General features: G+C 70.7%; 19 protein-coding genes. 14 read left to right on the top strand and 5 right to left on the bottom strand.

The annotated features are described in order from the left end of the window. Positions 1 to 148 precede the first annotated feature (148 nt). The 7 genes from ABD371_RS28630 to ABD371_RS28660 all read left to right on the top strand — a co-directional run bounded on the left by ABD371_RS28630 (position 149) and on the right by ABD371_RS28660 (position 5,798). The gene (locus ABD371_RS28630) at positions 149 to 793 is read left to right on the top strand and encodes an HAD family hydrolase (RefSeq protein WP_344483103.1); all 645 of its coding nucleotides are present in this window, start codon (positions 149 to 151) and stop codon (positions 791 to 793) included. A 25-nt stretch (positions 794 to 818) separates the two neighbouring features. After that, positions 819 to 1,994: an acetoin utilization protein AcuC gene (locus ABD371_RS28635; RefSeq protein WP_344483106.1), complete on the top strand. Its 1,176-nt coding sequence runs from the start codon at positions 819 to 821 to the stop codon at positions 1,992 to 1,994. 188 nt (positions 1,995 to 2,182) lie between these two features. Continuing rightward, positions 2,183 to 3,004: a phosphatase gene (locus tag ABD371_RS28640; protein WP_344483109.1), complete on the top strand. Its 822-nt coding sequence runs from the start codon at positions 2,183 to 2,185 to the stop codon at positions 3,002 to 3,004. Positions 3,005 to 3,132: 128 nt separating this feature from the next. Next, positions 3,133 to 3,345, top strand: coding sequence for a helix-turn-helix domain-containing protein (locus ABD371_RS28645; RefSeq protein WP_003958488.1), 213 nt, complete (start codon positions 3,133 to 3,135; stop codon positions 3,343 to 3,345). A 121-nt stretch (positions 3,346 to 3,466) separates the two neighbouring features. Beyond that, positions 3,467 to 3,565: a 30S ribosomal protein bS22 gene (locus ABD371_RS28650; protein WP_003948845.1), complete on the top strand. Its 99-nt coding sequence runs from the start codon at positions 3,467 to 3,469 to the stop codon at positions 3,563 to 3,565. 126 nt (positions 3,566 to 3,691) lie between these two features. Beyond that, entirely contained in the window at positions 3,692 to 4,783 is a 1,092-nt protein-coding gene (locus ABD371_RS28655; RefSeq protein WP_344483116.1) for an NAD-dependent epimerase/dehydratase family protein, read from the top strand. Positions 4,784 to 4,790: 7 nt separating this feature from the next. Beyond that, positions 4,791 to 5,798, top strand: a complete 1,008-nt coding sequence (locus ABD371_RS28660; protein WP_344483119.1) for a lysophospholipid acyltransferase family protein — start codon at positions 4,791 to 4,793, stop codon at positions 5,796 to 5,798. A 111-nt stretch (positions 5,799 to 5,909) separates the two neighbouring features. Here ABD371_RS28660 and ABD371_RS28665 read toward each other — a convergent pair whose 3' ends face one another. From ABD371_RS28665 to ABD371_RS28675, 3 genes are all read right to left on the bottom strand, one after another. Then, the gene (locus ABD371_RS28665; protein WP_344483122.1) at positions 5,910 to 7,115 is read right to left on the bottom strand and encodes a DUF5667 domain-containing protein; all 1,206 of its coding nucleotides are present in this window, start codon (positions 7,113 to 7,115) and stop codon (positions 5,910 to 5,912) included. A gap of 219 nt (positions 7,116 to 7,334) precedes the next feature. Further along, on the bottom strand, positions 7,335 to 8,129 hold the full coding sequence (locus ABD371_RS28670; protein ID WP_190125893.1) for an ECF subfamily RNA polymerase sigma factor, BldN family: 795 nt from the start codon (positions 8,127 to 8,129) through the stop codon (positions 7,335 to 7,337). A gap of 331 nt (positions 8,130 to 8,460) precedes the next feature. Beyond that, on the bottom strand, positions 8,461 to 9,405 hold the full coding sequence (locus ABD371_RS28675) for an HAD family hydrolase (protein ID WP_344483126.1): 945 nt from the start codon (positions 9,403 to 9,405) through the stop codon (positions 8,461 to 8,463). Positions 9,406 to 9,598: 193 nt separating this feature from the next. On the opposite strand from ABD371_RS28675, the gene ABD371_RS28680 reads away from it, so the two are divergent. The 7 genes from ABD371_RS28680 (at position 9,599) to hemB (ending at position 16,994) form a co-directional block, all read left to right on the top strand. Then, on the top strand, positions 9,599 to 9,874 hold the full coding sequence (locus ABD371_RS28680) for a glutaredoxin family protein (protein WP_344483129.1): 276 nt from the start codon (positions 9,599 to 9,601) through the stop codon (positions 9,872 to 9,874). Between the two features lie 389 nt (positions 9,875 to 10,263). Further along, positions 10,264 to 10,992, top strand: a complete 729-nt coding sequence (locus ABD371_RS28685) for a redox-sensing transcriptional repressor Rex (RefSeq protein ID WP_344483132.1) — start codon at positions 10,264 to 10,266, stop codon at positions 10,990 to 10,992. Further along, complete coding sequence (locus ABD371_RS28690) at positions 10,989 to 12,650, top strand: glutamyl-tRNA reductase (RefSeq protein ID WP_344483135.1); 1,662 nt, start codon at positions 10,989 to 10,991, stop codon at positions 12,648 to 12,650. The genes ABD371_RS28685 and ABD371_RS28690 overlap by 4 nt, the downstream gene beginning before the upstream one ends. Continuing rightward, entirely contained in the window at positions 12,647 to 13,606 is a 960-nt protein-coding gene (gene hemC, locus ABD371_RS28695) for a hydroxymethylbilane synthase (protein WP_344483138.1), read from the top strand. The genes ABD371_RS28690 and hemC overlap by 4 nt, the downstream gene beginning before the upstream one ends. Continuing rightward, a complete protein-coding gene (locus ABD371_RS28700) occupies positions 13,603 to 15,261 on the top strand; it encodes a bifunctional uroporphyrinogen-III C-methyltransferase/uroporphyrinogen-III synthase (protein ID WP_344483141.1) in 1,659 nt (552 codons plus the stop codon). Before hemC ends, ABD371_RS28700 begins: the two co-directional genes overlap by 4 nt. A gap of 171 nt (positions 15,262 to 15,432) precedes the next feature. Then, a complete protein-coding gene (locus tag ABD371_RS28705; RefSeq protein WP_344483144.1) occupies positions 15,433 to 16,008 on the top strand; it encodes a DinB family protein in 576 nt (191 codons plus the stop codon). Then, positions 16,005 to 16,994, top strand: a complete 990-nt coding sequence (gene hemB / locus ABD371_RS28710; protein WP_344483147.1) for a porphobilinogen synthase — start codon at positions 16,005 to 16,007, stop codon at positions 16,992 to 16,994. The genes ABD371_RS28705 and hemB overlap by 4 nt, the downstream gene beginning before the upstream one ends. 73 nt (positions 16,995 to 17,067) lie before the next feature. On the opposite strand, the gene ABD371_RS28715 is transcribed toward hemB, so the two are convergent. Together ABD371_RS28715 and ABD371_RS28720 are read right to left on the bottom strand one after the other, a co-directional pair. Further along, the gene (locus tag ABD371_RS28715; protein ID WP_344483150.1) at positions 17,068 to 17,979 is read right to left on the bottom strand and encodes a glycoside hydrolase family 19 protein; all 912 of its coding nucleotides are present in this window, start codon (positions 17,977 to 17,979) and stop codon (positions 17,068 to 17,070) included. A 246-nt stretch (positions 17,980 to 18,225) separates the two neighbouring features. Further along, on the bottom strand, positions 18,226 to 19,122 hold the full coding sequence (locus ABD371_RS28720) for a glycoside hydrolase family 19 protein (protein ID WP_381735017.1): 897 nt from the start codon (positions 19,120 to 19,122) through the stop codon (positions 18,226 to 18,228). Between the last annotated feature and the right edge of the window lie 144 nt (positions 19,123 to 19,266).

Raw genomic sequence — 19,266 nt, forward strand, 5'->3', positions numbered from 1 at the left:
TTTCAGCGCCGATGGTACTGCAGGGGGGACCCTGTGGGAGAGTAGGACGCCGCCGAACAATTTTTAGCCTCAGTCCCCGGACACATTGTGTCCGGGGACTGAGGCATTTTTGCGTTCAAGACCCTTATGGGCCTCCTAGGCTGGAGGGATGAGATATGACCTTGTCATCTTCGACAACGACGGCGTGCTCGTCGACAGTGAGCCGGTGGCCAATGCGATCCTCGCGGGCTATTTGACGGAGTTGGGGCACCCCACCTCGTACGAGGATTCGCTGCGGGACTACATGGGGGCGGCGGTGCACCGGGTGCACGATCTGGTGCTGGAGCGGAGTGGGGAGCGACTTCCGGACGATTTCGACGCGACTTTGCACGCGCGGACGTTCGCGGCGTTCGAGCGGGAGCTGGTGGCGGTCGAGGGGGTGACGGAGGTGTTGGAGAAGCTGGCGGCGGACTCGGTTCCGTACTGTCTCGCCTCCTCGGGGAGTCATGAGCGGATCCGGGTGGGGCACCGTAGGACCGGGCTGGACCGCTGGTTCCGCGAGGAGATCGTCTTCAGTGCGCAGGATGTGGGGAGGGGCAAGCCGGCGCCCGATCTCTTCCTGTACGCCGCCGAGCGCATGGGGGTGGCTCCCGGGCGCTGTGTGGTGGTGGAGGACAGCGTGCTCGGGGTGCGTGCCGCAGTGGCCGCGGGGATGGACGTGTACGGCTTCACGGCGATGACCCCGGCGGAGAAACTCGTGGGTGCGAAGGGGTACTTCGGCTCGATGGCGGAGTTGCCCGCGCTGCTCGTCTGACCTGCGTGGCCGATACGGTGGCGGGATGAGCAGCCGCACGATGTTGATGTGGGACGAGGCGGTAACGAAGTACGACTTCGGGGACGGCCATCCGATGGACCCGGTGCGGCTCGCGCTGACCATGGAGTTGGTGCGGGCCTATCAGCTGGACCGGGCCGTCGGTGTGGTGTCCGCGAGGCCGGCCGGGGACTCGACGCTCCGGCTCGTGCACCGGGAGGACTATGTGGCGGCCGTGCGCGCGGCCTCTGCGCGGCCGGGGGACGCGGACCGGGCGTATGGGCTGGGGACGGTGGACGACCCGGCGTTCGCCGGGATGCACGAGGCCGCGGCGCTGATCGCCGGGCAGTCCGTCGGGGCGGCCGAGGCGGTGTGGCGCGGCGACGCCGAGCACGCGGTGAACTTCGCCGGGGGGCTGCACCACGCGATGCCGGGCTCCGCGGCCGGGTTCTGCGTCTACAACGACGCCTCCCTCGCGATCGCCCGGCTGCTGGAGCTGGGCGCGGAACGCGTCGCGTACATCGATGTGGATGTGCACCACGGCGACGGCGTTCAGGCGTCGTTCTGGGACGACCCCCGGGTGCTGACGGTCTCCCTGCACGAGCACCCCAGGACCCTGTTCCCCCACACGGGCTGGCCGGAGGAGACCGGCGGCGAGGGCCCGGCGGACGGCGGGGCCGTGAATGTGGCGCTGCCGGCGGGGACCGGCGACGAGGGGTGGCTGCGGGCCTTCCACGCCGTGGTCCCGGAGCTGCTGGCGGACTTCCGGCCGCAGGTGCTGGTCACCCAGCACGGCGCGGACACGCACTTCGAGGACCCGCTCGCGCATCTGGCGGTGTCGCTGGACGCCCAGCGCGCGGTCCAGGAGGCGTGCCACTCGCTGGCGCACGAGTACGCCGAGGACGGGCGGTGGATCGCGCTCGGCGGTGGCGGGTACGCGGTGGTGGACGTCGTGCCGAGGTCGTGGACGCATCTGGTGGGTATCGCGGCGCACCGGCCCATCGACCCGGAGTCGATGACTCCGCAGGAGTGGCGGGACGAGGTGTACGCGCGGACCCGGCAGCCGGGGCCGCGCCGGATGACGGACGGCCGGACGCCGGTGTGGCGGGAGTGGGGCCAGGGGTACGACCCCGCCGACCGGCTCGACCAGGCGGTGCTGGCGACCCGGCGGGCGGCCTTCCCGCTGCGGGGGCTGCTGGCGTAGGAGAGACGGGAGAGGGCCCCGGGTCCCCCGCGGGCGTCCGGCGGGGCCGTGAGGCCCCTCCAGGGCCGCAGAGGGCCGTCCAGGGGCCCGGGGGGCCGTACCTCCGTACGCCGGCGCGTTGGGCCAACCGTGCGACTGGGCAAGGGTTTCCGGGCCGGTCGCGCCCCGGCCGCGACACCATCGGCGGTGTGCCGAGTACGAGTGTCACAGCGCTGCGGGCCCATCTTCTGGCCACCCGGCTGGCCGGGAGCGTGCGTACCCTACGGGAGGAGAGCCTGCGCAGTTATCGGCTGTTCGCCGCGCGCGATCCCCGGGTCACCCTCGGGCTCGGTCCCGAGCGGGACTGGACCGAGCGGGACGTGATCGCGCTCATGGCCGCGAAATGCGGAGTCTCGGCCGATCCGGCGCACATCAGCGGGCCCGACGTCATCGACCCCGACCGGACGCTGTGCGCGCTGGACGCCTTCGCCGACCGGCTGCGCGAGGTGGCCGCGGCGCGGGGGGCGGTGCTGCTGGGCACCGGGCATCCGGGGCGGCTGCTCGGCTTCTACGGGGGGCTGGCAGACGCTTTGTCGGCGGCGGGCTGTCTCCTCCTCACCCCCGCGCAGGGGCGATGTGTCGACATAACGACCCGGTTCGGAGTACGCACATACGCGATTGATTACGTACGGGGCGTCGCGCTGGTGCGGGAATCCGGCGTACGGGCAAGCCATGGTGAATCCGGCGCACACACCCATTCCCCCCTCCCCGTACGAGCCGCTCTGGAGAGTCTCGCGGAGGCCGGCGGACCGCTTCCGGACCTTGTCGTCGGGGACCACGGATGGGTCTGCGGAGCAGGTCAGCTGGGCTTTGAGGCGATGGGGCCGGCGGATGTCGACGACCCCGCCCTCTTCGTCGGCGAGGCCGAGGGGCGGGTCGCGGTCGTGGTGCCGCTCGATGACTCCGTGCGGTCTCCCTGCTACCGACCGCTGACGCGCTATGTACTCAATCGAGCGTGTCTGTCACAGTAGGCGGCCGATGGCTGCTCCTCTTCCCCACTCGTACCACCCGCCCCTAGTCTGGGGAGTGAGCGCGTAGCGACGAAGAGTCACCGGAGGGGAAGCCGGTGGGCGTCTTGCGCGGAAGGTACAGGTGGGTCATGGCTGCTGGCAGCGAGAGGCCTCTTAACGAGGTCAAGTTCCTTACCGTGGCGGAAGTCGCCTCGGTGATGCGGGTGTCGAAGATGACGGTGTACCGGTTGGTACACAGCGGTCATCTGCCGGCGATCCGGGTGGGGAGGTCCTTCCGGGTACCGGAGCAAGCGGTTCACGACTATCTCCGCGAGTCCTTTGTGGGGGTGGAATCCGCGTAGTGGAACCGGGCGGCTGCCCTCGGATTACAACCTCGATGCTCAGGCGGGTAGGCTGGACCGACGTAGGTCGTGTGGGCCCAGACGCCCCGCACCGAGTAAAGAGAAGTGAGCGAGGGTAGTCGTGGGCTCTGTTATCAAGAAGCGGCGCAAGCGGATGGCGAAGAAGAAGCACCGCAAGCTGCTCAAGCGCACCCGCGTTCAGCGTCGTAACAAGAAGTAATACGGCAGCTGTACGTGTCATCGCGGCCCTCTCACCACCATGGTGAGGGGGCCGCGGTGTTTTCCCGGGGCGAACCGCTACGGTGACGACGGAAGTTCTATTCCGACCTCAGGGAAGGCGCTGATCTTGGGAAAGGTCGTGCTCGTCACCGGCGTGGCCCGGCAGCTGGGCGGCCGTCTTGTGCGGCGGCTGCGGCGCGATCCCGCGGTGGAACGGGTGATCGGCGTCGATGTGGTGGAGCCCGCGCACGATCTCGGCGGGGCCGAATTCGTCCACGCCGACGTCCGCCGCCCCGCGATAGGGCGGGTCCTCGCCGAGCACGCCGTCGACACCGTCGTCCATCTCGATGTCACCGGCACCCCGCTGGGGGCCGGCGGGCGGACGGCGGTCAAGGAGACCAATGTCATCGGCACCCTCCAGCTGCTCGGGGCCTGCCAGAAGTCGTCCACCGTCCGGCGGCTGGTGATCAAGTCCAGTACGAGCGTCTACGGCTCCGCGCCCCGGGATCCGGCGGTCTTCACCGAGACCACCCCGCCCAAGTCGCTGCCGAGCGGCGGCTTCGCGAAGGACCTGGTCGAGGTGGAGGGGTATGTCCGCGGCTTCGCCCGGCGCAGGCCCGACGTCGCCGTCTGCGTACTGCGCTTCGCGAACATCCTCGGACCGCGCGCGGACTCCCCGCTCGCCGAGTTCTTCTCGCTGCCGGTGGTGCCGACGGTGTTCGGCTATGACCCCCGGCTCCAGTTCGTCCATGAGGACGATGTGATCGACGTCCTGGGGATCGCGCTCCACGAGCCCCGCCGGGCCACGCTCAACAGCGGCACCTTCAATGTCGCGGGGGACGGGGTGCTGCTGCTGTCGCAGTGCGCGCGGCGGCTGGGGCGGCCCACGCTGCCGGTGCTGCTGCCGGCGGTCACCTGGGTCGGCTCCGCGCTGCGGGCGGTCGGGGTCACGGACTTCTCGCCGGAGCAGATCCGGCTGCTGACCCATGGGCGGGTGGTGAGCACCGTACAGATGCGCGAGACACTGGGGTTTGAGCCAAGTTTCACGACCGCTGAGGCGTTCGCCGACTTCGCCCGGTCCCGGCCGCCGGGGCTGCTGCCGCCCAAGACCCTGGCGGGGGCGGTGGACCGGGTGGAGGCGTCCCTCGGGGGCGCGGGGCGGCGAGGCGGCGGGTCGGCCGGACGGCGGGCCCGGAGCGGTGCCGGAGAGGGAGCGTAGGCAGACGATGGCGGATGCCAAGGTCATTCCGTTCGACGACGACCGTGCGCGGGGCGGTGGCGCGGACCAGCGGCGCTCGCCGCGCCGCAAGCCCGGGGCGGCGGGTCCGGCCCCGGTGAGCTCGCTGCCCGGGGCGCGCTCCTCGCGCGAGGACCCCGCCGACGGCGAGGACGGCGGCGGCCTGGACCGCCGGGTCGCGGAGGGGCTGGCGTTTCTGCGCCGTCGGATCACCGGCGAGTACGAGGTCGACGAGTTCGGCTACGACGAGGAGCTCACCGATCAGGTGCTGATGTCCCTGCTGCGGCCGCTGTACGAGAAGTACTTCCGGGTCGAGGTCAAGGGCATCGAGAACATCCCGTCCGACGGCCCGGCGCTGGTGGTGGCCAATCACTCCGGCACGCTTCCGCTGGACGCGCTGATGATGCAGGTCGCCGTCCACGACCGGCATCCGGCGGGCCGTCATCTGCGGCTGCTCGCGGCGGATCTGGTCTTTGTGCTGCCGGTCGTCAATGAGCTGGCCCGCAAGGCCGGGCACACGCTGGCCTGCACGGAGGACGCCGAGCGGCTGCTGCGGCGCGGTGAGGTCGTCGGGGTGATGCCGGAGGGCTTCAAGGGCATCGGGAAGCTGTTCGGCGAGCGGTACAAGCTCCAGCGCTTCGGGCGCGGCGGGTTTGTGTCGACGGCGCTGCGGGCGGGGGCTCCGATCGTGCCGTGCTCGATCGTCGGGGCGGAGGAGATCTATCCGATGCTGGGGAACTCCAAGACGCTCGCCCGGCTGCTGGGGATTCCGTACTTCCCGCTGACGCCGACGTTTCCCTGGCTGGGGCCGCTGGGCGCGGTGCCGCTGCCGACGAAGTGGACCATTCAGTTCGGGGAGCCCATCGAGACCAAGGGGTATCCGGCCGAGGCGGCGGAGGACCCGATGCTGATGTTCAATCTGACGGATCAGGTGCGGGAGCAGATCCAGCACACGCTGTACAAGCTGCTGGTGCGGCGGAGATCCGTGTTCTTCTGAGCCTTCGAGGCCGGTGCACACGGCGGGCGGGCCGGATCTCTCCGGCCCGCCCGCCCCCGTTCCGGGCCCGCGCACCGGGGTGCGCGGGCCTCGGGGTCCAGCTGGGTGTCGCTACTCCTCTTCGGATCCGTCCAGCCCCAGGCCCGGCAGGATGCCGGGGAGCAGGGGCGGGATGGTGACATCCGCCTTCGGGGACGAGGAGGACTTGCCCGAGGCGGGGGTGGAGGCGTCGTTCGACGGGGAGTCGAACAGGCCGGTGCCGTCGCCGCCGAGCAGACTGCTGTCCTTGGTCGCCGCCGACTCGGAGGGGCCCGGCTTGGCGGTCTCCGAGCTGTTCTTCTGAGCGGCGGGGGCCTGGGTCGAGGACGGGGTCGTGCGCTCTCCGGAGGAGGGCGTACGGCTGGTGTCCTGGGAGGTGGTGCCGGGGCGCTGGGAGGATCCCCGGCCCTGCTCGGGCGGGGTGGGCAGCAGGGACTGGAGCGGGCTGACCTCGTCCTCTATGGCCCTGAAGACATCGGTGACCTCGTCGCCGACATCGGTGAGCTGGGCCGGAAGCCGGTTCCGGAGCCCGGCCCAGGCGTCGCGGTGGGCGCGGGAGAACGAGTTGAGCTTCTGGATCGGGCCGAGCGAGCCGTCGCGCTCGTACGCCGCGTGGAGCAGCCGGTGGCCCTCCTTGGCGTCGTGGCGCATGCCGTTCAGCGCGCGGCGGACCTCGCCGAGCGACTCGTGGTCCAGATCGCCGGCCCGGCCGCGCTCCATGAGGCGGCGGGCCTCGCTGAGCCGGGTGGACGCCTGGTCGAGGTAGAGCTCACCCCGGTCGGAGTCGCCGTCGGTCATCCCGAGCCGGATGTCCTCCATGCCGCGCTTCAGCCCGTACAGCGTGTCGCCGGGGAGCGCGTCGGAGCTGGCCGCGGCCACTCCGCTGAACGCTCCGGCGGCGACGCCGACGGTCAGTCCGCCGGCCGCGAGCCCCTTTGACCAGCGGGAACGTGGTCTGAGCTTGCGGAGCGGGGAGGCCCGGTGGGCACCCCGGCCGGCTTTGCGCTGCTCCGGCACCGAGGGGCCGGTGTGCTCGCCGCCCGAGGCCGTGCCCTCTTGGAGCATGGTCTCCATGGCTGCCACGAGCTGTGCCCGCTGCACCACTTTGACCTCGGGATCCATCTCCGGTTTCGGCAGCTCGCCGAGACCGGATGCCAGGGCCAACAGCCGTCCGCGCTCGGTCGGTTCGACCGAGTCATCCGGCTGCCCGGCCGCCTGGTCTTCCAAGGCCTGGGCGAAGGCGTTCGCCCGCCGGTGCGCCGATACGTTCGCGATCACTGGCGGCACCTCCTCTCGTCATGACGGTCGACTCCCCCGGGGTTCTGAAAGGTTGCACGCCGTGAACACGGCCACACGATCGAGTGAGTGGCTGTGGACCTGGCGTGACCACAGGGAGCCTGCATCCCGGACAACGAGTGTCGCGGCACTTGGGTTACGCGCGAAGGATGATCGGACCAGTGCGTCATCGAGGCGTCACCGATGGTGAGTTGAGGGCGGTCAGCGGGCGTCGTCGGGAAGCAGGCGGGCGAGAGTGCGTACGGCACGGTACTGGAGGGTCTTGATCGCTCCCTCGTTCTTGCCCATCACCCTGGCGGTCTCGGCGACCGACAGGCCCTGGAGGAAGCGCAGGGTCACGCACTCCTGCTGCTGGGGGTTGAGCTTGCGCACCGCTTCGAGCAGCGCGGCGTTGGAGAGGGACTCCAGCACGGAGTCCTCGGGGCTGCGCTCGACCTCATTGGCGTCGAGCATCTCGCCGGTGGTCACTTCCAGTCGGAAACGACTGGATTTGAAGTGGTCGGCGACCAGATTGCGGGCGATGGTGACCAGCCAGGCCCCGAAGTCGCGGCCCTGCCAGGTGAAGGTGGAGATGCGGCGCAGGGCGCGCAGGAAGGTCTCGCTGGTCAGATCCTCGGCGGTCGCCTTTCCGCCGACGCGGTAGTAGATGTAGCGGTAGACCGTGTCGCTGTACTGGTCGTAGAGGCGGCCGAAGGCCTCGGCCTCGCCCGCCTGGGCGCGTTCGACCAGCTCCATCATGCGGGCGCTGTCGCTGTCGGCGCTGGGTCGGCGGGCGGTGGCCGGGGCGTGCGAGCCGCCCCGGGAGGTGCGTCTGCCGACGGCCGCGCGGCCGTCGGCCAGGGCGTAGCAGGGAGCGGCGGGACCGCTGGTGGCAAGGCGGGGCAGGGCGAGCGCGGGGACGGCGTACGCGGTGGGGACGAAGCCGCGCAAGTGGTCGAGGACCGCCGCGCGCAGCGTAGCCAGGCCCGAGGCGTCAACCCCGACGTGTGGGTACACGGGACTCCCAGAGGCAGAGCTTCCATCACGAGCAGTGCGGAACCGTTCACCCGTCGTGGCGACGGACGGGGTCCCGTATGCGTCTGAGGAGAATAACGCTTCGTACAGGCAGTGCTACACCCAGTTGCTCAAATCACCGTTTCCGTCGCTTCTGTGCCGCTTGGGAGGCGGTTCTCTTAGCGAAGCATGAGCGTTTATTGATCGAATCGGATCGCAATATGACCGTTCCCGGGGTGGCGCACTCTGGGTGACGTACCGCGCGGAGCGGTCTCAGCCGGTCTTGGGCGGTCTCGGGCGGGGTCTCGGGCGGTACGCGGGCGATCGGCGGCCGTCAGCGGCGGCGGCGGTGGATGGCCACGGCGGCGGCGGTGCCGCCCGCGATGGCTCCCACTCCGGCTGCCGCCGGGATGCCGACCTTGGCCGCCTTGCGGCCCGTCCGGTAGTCGCGCAGCCGCCACTCGCGCTCCCGCGCGTACTTGCGGAGCTTGGTGTCCGGGTTGATCGCGTAGGGGTGCCCGACGAGCGAGAGCATCGGGATGTCGTTGTGCGAATCGCTGTAGGCGGCGCAGCGCTCCAGTTCGAGCCCTTCCGCCGCCGCGAGGGCGCGGACGGCCTCGGCCTTCGCCGGGCCGTGCAGCGGTTCGCCGACCAGCCGGCCGGTGTAGACGCCGTCGACGGACTCGGCGACCGTGCCGAGCGCGCCGGTCAGGCCCAGTCGGCGGGCGATGATGGTCGCGGTCTCCACCGGGGCGGCCGTGACCAGCCACACCTTCTGGCCCGCGTCGAGATGGGCCTGGGCGAGCGCCCGGGTGCCCGGCCAGATCCGGTCGGCCATGTACTCGTCGTAGATCTCCTCGCCGATGCTCATCAGCTCGGAGACCCGGTGGCCCTTGACGATGGAGAGCGCGGACTCGCGGACGTCCCGCATGTGCTCGGGGTCCTCGACGCCGGCGAGCCGGAACCAGGTCTGCTGCCAGGCGAACCGGGCCAGCTCATTGCGCTGGAAGAACTTCCGCTTGTAGAGGCCCCGGCCGAAGTGGAAGAGCGCGGCGCCCTGCATCACGGTGTTGTCGAGGTCGAAGAAGGCGGCGGCCCGCACATCCCCGGCGACGGGGAAGCGGGGCTCGTCGGCCTGCTCGTCGGTCTGCTGCGGAGCGGTGGCTTCCGCCAGCTCTCGCGATGAGGTGCGCGCCGCCTCGGCCGCCGCCTCGCCTGCGAGGACGCTCCGTGCGGTGGCGGAGCGCCTACGGGGGGTGAGCCATCCGAATGCGGCCATGCGGCGAGCATAGCCAGTCTGTTCGGAACTTCCCGACACGCCGGGGTGCCGGGGTGTGGAGTCCGTGCGTCCGGGGTATCGGGCGGGGCTTCGGCGATGGTGCGGCGGCGGTGTCGGGGCGGTGTGGCGGATGGCCGGTTCTTCACGGTGCCCGGGCGTCGGACGGGGTCGGGCGCGGGCGGAGAATGGGGGGATGAGTCCTCTGTTGCGGCGTGCGAAGAAGAAGGCCGACGGGCGTGTGGTGACGCTGATCGGGAAGCCGGGGTGCCATCTGTGCGACGACGCCCGGGCCGTGGTCGAGGAGGTGTGCGGCCGGACCGGGGCCGTCTGGGAGGAGAAGGACATCACCCTGGACGAGGCGCTGCACCGGGAGTACTGGGAGCAGATCCCGGTGGTGCTGGTCGACGGGGAGCAGCACACGTTCTGGCGGGTGGACCCGGAGCGGCTGCGGCGCGCGCTGGAGGCGTGAGCGAGGGGCTTCGGGGGAGGGCGCGGGGTGCGTACGAGGGGGAGCGCCGGGCGCTGCGGGCGTCTTCCGTTGCGATCGGAACGGTTGCCCGGCCGTTCTTCCCCCGTCATGGCTCTATCGGGATTCCGGGGTGACAGGGCACAGTGGAGCGGTCTCGGGGGGTGATCAGGTGAGGAGCGTGCGCTGCTTTGCCCCCATCACGTCTACAACGGCCCGAGCTGGTTCGCGGTTCCGCCTTTGCGCTGCCCTATCGCGTGACCCCGATCACTTTGCTCGGACAAAACGGACACCATCTTTGTGCACGCGTTCACAAAGACATAGCCTGCATTCGACGGGGCGGTCTTGGAACACACGGCCGCCTAGAGCCTCGCTCATCCCGCAGGAGCACCGTGGCAACTGGCCGAAATCACCGACCGGCGACCCGTAGCCGAGGAATCCCCGAGGCCACCGTCGCCCGGCTCCCGCTGTACCTGCGGGCGCTGACCGCGCTCTCCGAGCGCTCCGTGCCCACCGTCTCCTCCGAGGAGCTGGCGGCGGCGGCCGGAGTGAACTCCGCGAAGCTGCGCAAGGACTTCTCGTACCTGGGCTCCTACGGGACCCGCGGTGTCGGCTACGACGTCGAGTACCTCGTCTACCAGATCTCCCGTGAGCTGGGGCTGACCCAGGACTGGCCCGTGGTGATCGTCGGTATCGGAAACCTCGGCGCGGCCCTCGCCAACTACGGCGGATTCGCCTCCCGGGGGTTCCGGGTCGCGGCGCTGATCGACGCCGATCCGGCGATGGCCGGGAAGCCGGTGGCCGGGATCGCCGTCCAGCACACCGATGAGCTGGAGAGCATCATCAGCGACAACGGGGTGTCGATCGGTGTCATCGCCACGCCCGCGGGCGCCGCGCAGCAGGTGTGCGAGCGTCTTGTCGCGGCCGGTGTGACCTCCATCCTGAACTTCGCCCCCACCGTGCTGTCCGTGCCGGACGGCGTCGATGTGCGCAAGGTCGACCTCTCGATCGAACTCCAGATCCTCGCCTTCCACGAGCAGCGGAAGGCCGGCGAGGAGGCCGAGGCCGCCGCGGGCCGGAAAGGTCCTGACGGGGACATGCCCGCCGTGATGCCGGCATGAGCCTTCTGGTCGTCGGACTGAGCCACCGCAGCGCACCGGTGAGCGTGCTGGAGCGCGCCTCGCTGTCGGCTGACGCGCAGGCCAAGCTGCTGACGGACACGCTGGCCGCCGAGCCCGCCGCCGAGGCGACGGTGCTGGCCACCTGCAACCGCATCGAGCTGTACGCGGACGTGGAGAAGTTCCACGCGGGCGTCGCCGAGCTGTCCACCCTGCTCGCCCAGCACAGCGGGGTGGGCCTTGAGGAGCTGACCCCCTATCTGTACGTCCACTACGAGGACCGGGCCGTTCACCATCTCTTCTCGGTGGCCTGCGGTCTGGACTCGATGGTCGTCGGCGAGGGCCAGATCCTCGGTCAGATAAAGGACGCCCTCGCGACCGGTCAGGGCCTGCACACCGCGGGCCGCCTGATCAACGATCTCTTCCAGCAGTCCCTGCGGGTCGGCAAGCGCGCCCACAGCGAGACCGGGATCGACCGGGCCGGGCAGTCGCTCGTCACCTTCGGTCTGGAGCAGCTCGCCGACGGCTCCGACGTCGCCGGATGGGCGGCCGACAAGCGGGTGCTCGTGATCGGCGCGGGGTCGATGTCCTCCCTCGCCGCGACGACGCTGGCCAGGCTCGGCGTACGCGAGCTGGTGATCGCCAACCGCACGCTGGAGCGCGCCGAGCGGCTGGCCGCCGCGCTCTCCGGGCCGGGCGGGGTCTCGGTCCGGGCCGTGCCGATGACGGCCGTGGCCGACGAGCTGACACGTGCCGACGCCGTGGTGTCCTGCACCGGGGCCACCGGTCTCGTGCTGACCGCCGACGCGGTCGCCGCGGCTCTCGCCGAGTCCGCGGGCGGCGGCGGCTCCGACGCCGACCGGCTGCGGGCCCCGGACGGCAGTCTGGTGGCCCGGCTCGCCGCCGCCGCGGCGCGCGACGGACGGGTGACGGACCGTTCCGCCGGGGTTCTGGCGGGCGGCGAGAGCTTCGGCGTCACGACCCAGGACACCGAGGCCGAGCAGGGCGAGTCCAGGGGCGGCTGCCCGGTGGGTCTCGACGAGCAGCACTCCGCCGAGGCGCTCGCCCAGCATGGCCTGTGGACGGAGAACGCCCCGCGCCGGGTCCGCACCGGATCCACCGCGGTGGCGGGCGCCGGCGAGGGACCCGTGCGGATGGCCCTGCTCGATCTCGCCATGCCCCGTGACATCGACCATGCCGTGCACCGGATCCCCGGCGTCCGGCTGGTCGACATCGAATCGCTCGCCGAGGCCTCCGCCGACGCGCCGATGGCCGCCGATGTGGACCAGGTGCGCCGGATCGTCTCCGACGAGGTCGCGGCCTTCGGGGCCGCCCAGCGGGCGGCGCACATCACTCCGACCGTGGTCGCCCTGCGCGCCATGGCCGCCGATGTCGTCGCCGGCGAGATCGCCCGGCTCGAAGGGCGGCTCCCCGCCCTCGACGAGAAGCAGCGCGCGGAGATCGGCCAGACCGTTCGCCGGGTGGTCGACAAGCTTCTTCACGCGCCCACCGTGCGGGTGAAGCAGCTCGCGAGCGAGCCCGGCGGCGCGGGGTACGCGGACGCGCTGCGGACACTTTTCGACCTTGCCCCGGAGACGGTCGCCTCCGTCAGCCGGGCCGACCTGAATGACGCAGACGTCAAGAACCGAGGGCGAGTATGACCGAGAGGGCACTGAGGCTCGGGACCAGGCGCAGCAAGCTCGCCCTGGCCCAGTCCGGGCAGGTGGCCCGGGCGGTGAGCCGGCTGACCGGCCGCTCCGTCGAGCTGGTCGAGATCACCACGTACGGGGACGTCTCCCGTGAGCAGCTCGCGCAGATCGGCGGCACCGGAGTGTTCGTCGCCGCGCTGCGGGAGGCGCTGCTCCGCGATGAGGTGGACTTCGCCGTTCACTCGCTGAAGGACCTTCCCACCACGCAGCCCGATGAGCTGGTCCTCGCCGCGGTCCCGCCGCGCGAGGACCCCAGGGACGTGCTGGTGGCCCGGGACGGCCTGGCGTTCGGGCGGCTTCCGGAGGGCGCGCGGGTCGGCACCGGCTCGCCGCGCCGGATGGCGCAGCTGAACGCGTACGCCCGCGCGCACCACACGCGGATAGAGACCGTGCCGATCCGTGGCAATATCGACACTCGGATCGGATACGTCCGAAAAGGGGAGCTGGACGCGGTGGTACTCGCCGCGGCCGGTCTCAACCGGATCGGGCGTGCTGACGAGGTGACCGACTTCCTGTCGGTCGACTCCGTCCTGCCCGCCCCCGGCCAGGGGGCACTGGCGATCGAGTGCGCTGCGGATAACGCAGCCCTCGCCGCTCTGCTCGGTGAGCTCGACGACCCGCGAACCCGGGTCGCCGTGACCGCCGAGCGATCCCTGCTCGCCGCCCTGGAGGCCGGCTGCAGCGCACCTGTGGGTGCGCTCGCCGACCTGTTGGGCGAGGAGGAGGCTGTCACTGAGATGCGCCTGCGCGGCGTCGTCGGCACCACCGACGGCTCGACGCTGGTGCAGCTGTCCACCACCGGTCCCGTACCCACGTCGCACGGCGACGCCATCGCGCTCGGTCGCGAACTCGCGTCCGAGATGCTCGCCAAGGGTGCGGCCGGTCTTATGGGGGAGCGAGCACATTGAGCCCCACCACCAACCCGTCCTCGGCGTTCTCGGCACACGGGCACGTCACTTTCCTCGGCGCCGGTCCCGGCGATCCCGGACTGCTGACACTGCGCGCTGTCGAGGCACTCGCGGGAGCCGACGTACTCATCGCCGAGCCGGATGTGCTCGAAGTGGTACGCGGCCATGCGCGGGCGAGCGTCAGCACGCCTGAGCCGACAGTTGCTGACGATGCGTCAACAGCCGCCGGAATCCCCGTACTCAGGGATGCGGTCAATCTTGTCATGGAGGCCGCGCGGGGCGGCAAGCGGGTCGTCCGTGCGGTGACCGGTGATCCGGGACTGGACGCGGACGCCGGGCAGGAGATGCTCGCGTGCGCCGCGGAGGGGATTCCCTTCGAGGTCGTGCCGGGTGTCGCCACCGCCGTCGGCGTGCCCGCGTACGCCGGTGTCCCGCTGCGGGACGCGCAGGGGACGGACGTCCGGTTCGTGGACGCCCGGACCGCGAGCGAGCGGTGCTGGACCGAGGTCGGCGCGAGCGACGGCACGGTCGTCGTCTCGACCACGCTGGACACGGTCGCGGCGGCGGCGAGCGAGCTGGTGGCCGCGGGCCGCAAGCCCGACACCCCGCTGACCGTCACCGTCGGGGGCACCACGACCCGGCAGCGGACCTGGACCGCGACCCTCGGCTCCATCGCCCAGACCCTGAAGCAGGCGAAGGTGCTGCCGTCCCCGGACGGGCATCGGCCGGTGATAGCCGTGGTCGGGGAGCGCAGTTCCGCCGCGCAGCGCGACCAGCTCGCCTGGTTCGAGTCGAAGCCGCTGTTCGGCTGGCGGGTGCTGGTGCCGCGGACCAAGGAGCAGTCCGCGTCGCTCTCCGACCAGCTTCGGTCCTACGGTGCCGTCCCGCACGAGGTCCCGACGATCGCCGTCGAGCCGCCGCGCACTCCGCAGCAGATGGAGCGGGCGGTCAAGGGCCTGGTCACCGGGCGGTACGAGTGGATCGCCTTCACCTCGGTCAACGCGGTGAAGGCGGTGCGGGAGAAGTTCGAGGAGTACGGGCTCGACGCGCGCGCCTTCGCCGGGATCAAGGTCGCGGCGGTCGGCGAGCAGACCGCGCGGGCGCTGATCGACTTCGGTGTGAAGCCCGATCTGGTGCCGAGCGGCGAGCAGTCCGCGGCCGGCCTCCTGGAGGACTGGCCGCCGTACGACCCGGTCTTCGACCCGATCGACCGGGTGTTCCTGCCGCGTGCGGACATCGCCACGGAGACGCTGGTCGCCGGGCTGATCGAGCTGGGCTGGGAGGTGGACGACGTCACCGCGTACCGGACGGTGCGGGCGTCGCCGCCGCCGGCCGAGACGCGTGAGGCGATCAAGGGCGGCGGGTTCGACGCGGTGCTCTTCACCTCGTCGTCCACCGTGCGGAATCTGGTGGGCATCGCCGGGAAGCCGCACAACGTGACCGTGATCGCCTGTATCGGTCCGGCCACCGCCAAGACGGCGGAGGAGCACGGGCTGCGGGTGGACGTGCTGTCGCCCGAGCCCTCGGTGCACCGGCTGGCCGAGGCGCTGGCGGAGTTCGGCGCGGCGCGCCGGGCGACCGCCGTGGAGGCGGGCGACCATGTGCTCCGGCCTTCCGAGCGCCGCCCCGGCGGAAGACGCCGGCGCACCACCTGACCGGCGCGCGCCTGGCGCACGTCTGTGAGTCACGAGGGCGGGGCGGGGGATTTTCTCCCCGGCCCCGCCCTTCGCCGTGCCCGGGGCCGGGGTCCGGGGCCGTGTCCGGGGCCGTGTCCGGGGTCGGGAAAGCGATTGCCGGGCCGCCGGGCCGGGTGGAAGGCTCCTGGGATGACCTCAGCCCCGGCCGTCCGGGCCGCCTCGGCCCGCGCCGATCTTCTTGTGCGCCAGCTCGACACCGTATGGTCGCTCTTCGCCCATCACCGCCCCGCCCTGGACGACGCCGCCTGTCTCTGGGAGCCCGCGCCCGGGGCCTGGACGGTCCGCGAGGACGAGCGGGGGCGGTGGGTCCCCGACTGGCAGGTGCCCGAGCCCGAGCCGGTCCCCACCACCAGCATCGCCTGGCTCACCTGGCACATCGGTTACTGGTGGACCACCACGCTCGGGCACTGCTTCGACGGCGGGTCGCCGGAGCGGGAGGAGATCTTCTGGCCGGGCGACGCGGACGGCGCGGTCCGGTGGGTGACGGAGCTGAAGGACCGCTGGCGGGCGGAGCTGCTGACGCTCGGCGACAGCGACCTGGACTCCGTCGAGCGGACCCGGGGGCTCCCCTGGGGCGAGGGGCTGCCGCTGGTCGACATCGCCTCCTGGGTCAACTTCGAGCTGGCCAAAAACGTCTCCGAGATCGGTCTCACGCTGCACCTGCGTAAAGCTCTCGCCGGCCGGGGCGTAGCGTTGGGGGCATGAGTGTGTATGGATCCTTCCCGGGCACCCGGCCCCGCCGTCTGCGGACCTCGCCCGCCGTCCGCCGTATGGTCGCCGAGACCCGGCTGCACCCCTCCGACCTGATCCTTCCCGCGTTCGTACGGGAGGGCATCAGCGAGCCCGTGCCGATCTCGGCGATGCCGGGCGTCGTGCAGCACACCCGGGACACGCTGCGGAAGGCGGCCGTCGAGGCCCGGCAGGCCGGGGTCTCCGGGATCATGCTCTTCGGGGTGCCGGAGGACGCGAAGAAGGACGCGCTGGGCAGCGCGGGCACGGATCCGGACGGGATTCTCCAGGTCGCCATCCGCGATGTGCGCGCCGAGGTGGGCGACGATCTGGTGATCATGTCGGATCTCTGTCTCGACGAGTACACCGATCACGGGCACTGCGGGGTCCTGGACGACGACGGCCGGGTCGACAATGACGCGACGCTGGAGCGGTACGCGGAGATGGCCCAGGTCCAGGCCGACGCGGGCGTCCATATGGTCGGCCCCAGCGGGATGATGGACGGCCAGGTCGGTGTGGTCCGGGACGCGCTGGACACCATCGGCAAGGAGGACGTGGCGATCCTGGCGTACACCGTCAAGTACGCGTCCGCGTTCTACGGGCCCTTCCGGGAGGCCGTCGGCTCGTCCCTGGTCGGGGACCGCAGGACCTATCAGCAGGACGCCGCCAATGTGCGCGAGTCGATGCGCGAGCTGGCCCTGGACCTGGAGGAGGGCGCGGACATCGTCATGGTGAAGCCCGCCGGGCCCTATCTGGACGTTCTCGCCAAGATCGCCGACTCGGTGGACGTACCGGTCGCGGCGTACCAGATCAGCGGTGAGTACGCGATGGTCGAGGCCGCCGCCGAGCGGGGCTGGATCGACCGGGACAAGGCGATCCTGGAGAGCCTCATGGGCATCAAGCGGGCGGGTGCGGACATGATCCTCACCTACTGGGCGACCGAGGTCGCGCGCTCCCTCTGACCTCGGGAGCCTCGGAAACGACGGAGACGGGCCGGGGAGTCGCTCCCCGGCCCGTCGTCATACGGTCAGTTCGTCAGCAGGACAGGTTCGGGCCGGTGGGCACGCCCAGGATCTGGGTGAACTGCTTGTAGCGGTTGATCCGGCTCTCGACCTGGCGGGGGTTGCCGCCCTCGCACTCAAGAGCGCCGTTGATGGAACGGATCGACTGGCCGAAGCCGGCGCCGCTGACCATGGAGTCGTGGCCGGTGATCGGGCCGGGGCCGTCCTGGGTGTTCCAGTACCAGAGACCGGTCATCATGGAGACGGCCGGGTCGGTCTCGACCAGGTACGGGTTGTTCAGCAGGTCGATGCCGAGGAAGTCGCCGGCGGCCTTGTAGTTGAAGTTCCAGCTGAGCTGGATCGGGCCGCGGCCGTAGTACGCGGACTGGCCGGCCGGGCAGCCGTAGGACTGGTCGCGGTCACAGTAGTGAGGCCAGTTCGCCTCGTTGATCTCGCGGATGTAGTACAGGCCACCGGTCTCGTGGCTGACGTTCGCGAGGAAGGCCGCGGCCTCCTGCTTGCGCATGGTGTCGGTGCCGGTGTGGGCGAACTTCGGGAACGCCTTGGCGGCGTCCGTCAGACCCTTGTACGTGTAGAAGGAGTTCCGGCGGGGGAACATCTGGTTGAACTGGGCCTCGGTCACCACGAAGCTGTTGTGGTTCGGGTTCCCGTTCCCGCCACAGGTGTACGGGTTCCAGTACCAGGTGCTGACGGTCGGGTCGTAGCCCGGGTTGTCCCGCTCGGCGACGTAGATCTTGCCGTCGCTGTGCTTGACGATGTCATTGGCCTGGTAGTTGGCACCGGCGGTCCACGTGGGCGCGATCGCGCACTCGTCCACGGGCGTGGTGGCCGCGGTGGCCGTGGCGGTCGGCATGAGCGCCGTCGCCGCGAGGGATCCGGCCGCGACTACGCCGACCATGAGTGACTTCATTCGTTCTCTGAGCACGACTATGCCTTTCGTGCGTCAACGGACATGCCTGGACGGTCTGTTGGGAACAGAGATGACCGTGAGCACGCCGTGGCGGGGTGTACGCCACACCCAAGCGCCCCCCGAGGGGTGCAGTCAAGGTATAGACCAATGCGAGATTCCGTAGTAACCCACTTGATATGAACCCCCGTTGACCTGCAAACACACCGCGGGCCGGGGTGGAGACCCCGGCCCGCGGTGTGTGGGAGCGCTCTCCCTTTCCGATCAGCAGTAGAGGTTGGCGCCCGTCGGCACACCCAGGATCTGAGTGAACTGGGTGTACTTGTTCACCCGGCTCTGAACCTGGGCCGGGTTACCGCCGTTGCACTCCAGCGAGCCGTTGATGGACCGGATCGTCTGGCCGAAACCAGACTGGTTGACCATGGCCGAGTGGCCGGTCATGGTGCCGGGGCCGGTCTGGGTGTTCCAGTACCAGAGGCCCGTCTTCCAGGCCACGGCCGCGTCCGTCTGGACCCGCGAGGGCTGGTTCAGCAGGTCGATGCCGAGGTGGTCGCCGGCGGCCTTGTAGTTGAAGTTCCAGCTGAGCTGGATCGGGCCGCGGCCGTAGTACGCGGCCTGGCCGGCCGGGCAGCCGTAGGGCTGGGTACGGTCGCAGTAGTGCGGGTAGTTGGCGGTGTTCTGCTCGACGATGTGGACCAGGCCGCCGGTCTCGTGGCTGACGTTGGCGAGGAAGGCCGCGGCCTCCTGCTTCTTCACCGTGTCGCTGCCGGTCTTCGCGAAGGCGGGGAACGCGCTCAGCGCGTCCGTCAGACCCTTGTAGGTGTAGAACGAATTCCGGCCAGGGAACATCTGGTTGAACTGTGCCTCGGTCACCACGAAGCCGCTCGGGTTGGGGTTCCCGCCACCACTACAGGTGTGCGGGTTCCAGAACCAGGTGCTGACCGTGGGGTCGTAGCCGGGGTTGGCGTGCTCGGCGATGTAGTAGTTGCCGTCGGTGTACTTGACGACGTTGCCCTGGACGTAATTGGTCCCGGCGCGCCAGTTGGGGGCCGAGGTGCACTCGTCGGCCGCGGCGGGCGTCGCCGTGGGGATCAGGCTGGCCGCCGCGAGGCCCGCGGCGGCGAGCACGGCGACGAGCACCGATTTGATGCGCTGCTTCAGCACGGAGTGTCTCCTTCGTGCGTCAACGGCCGTACCGGGTCCGCCCGGTGGGGGGAGTCCGGGGGGTTCCCGGTGCGCCGTGGTGGTGGGGGTTCGCTCTACTGAAGCGTCTTGACGGGGTGCAGTCAAGGTATAGACCAATGT

Source organism: Streptomyces amakusaensis, assembly GCF_039532665.1.
GTDB classification, from domain to species: Bacteria; Actinomycetota; Actinomycetes; order Streptomycetales; family Streptomycetaceae; genus Streptomyces; species Streptomyces amakusaensis.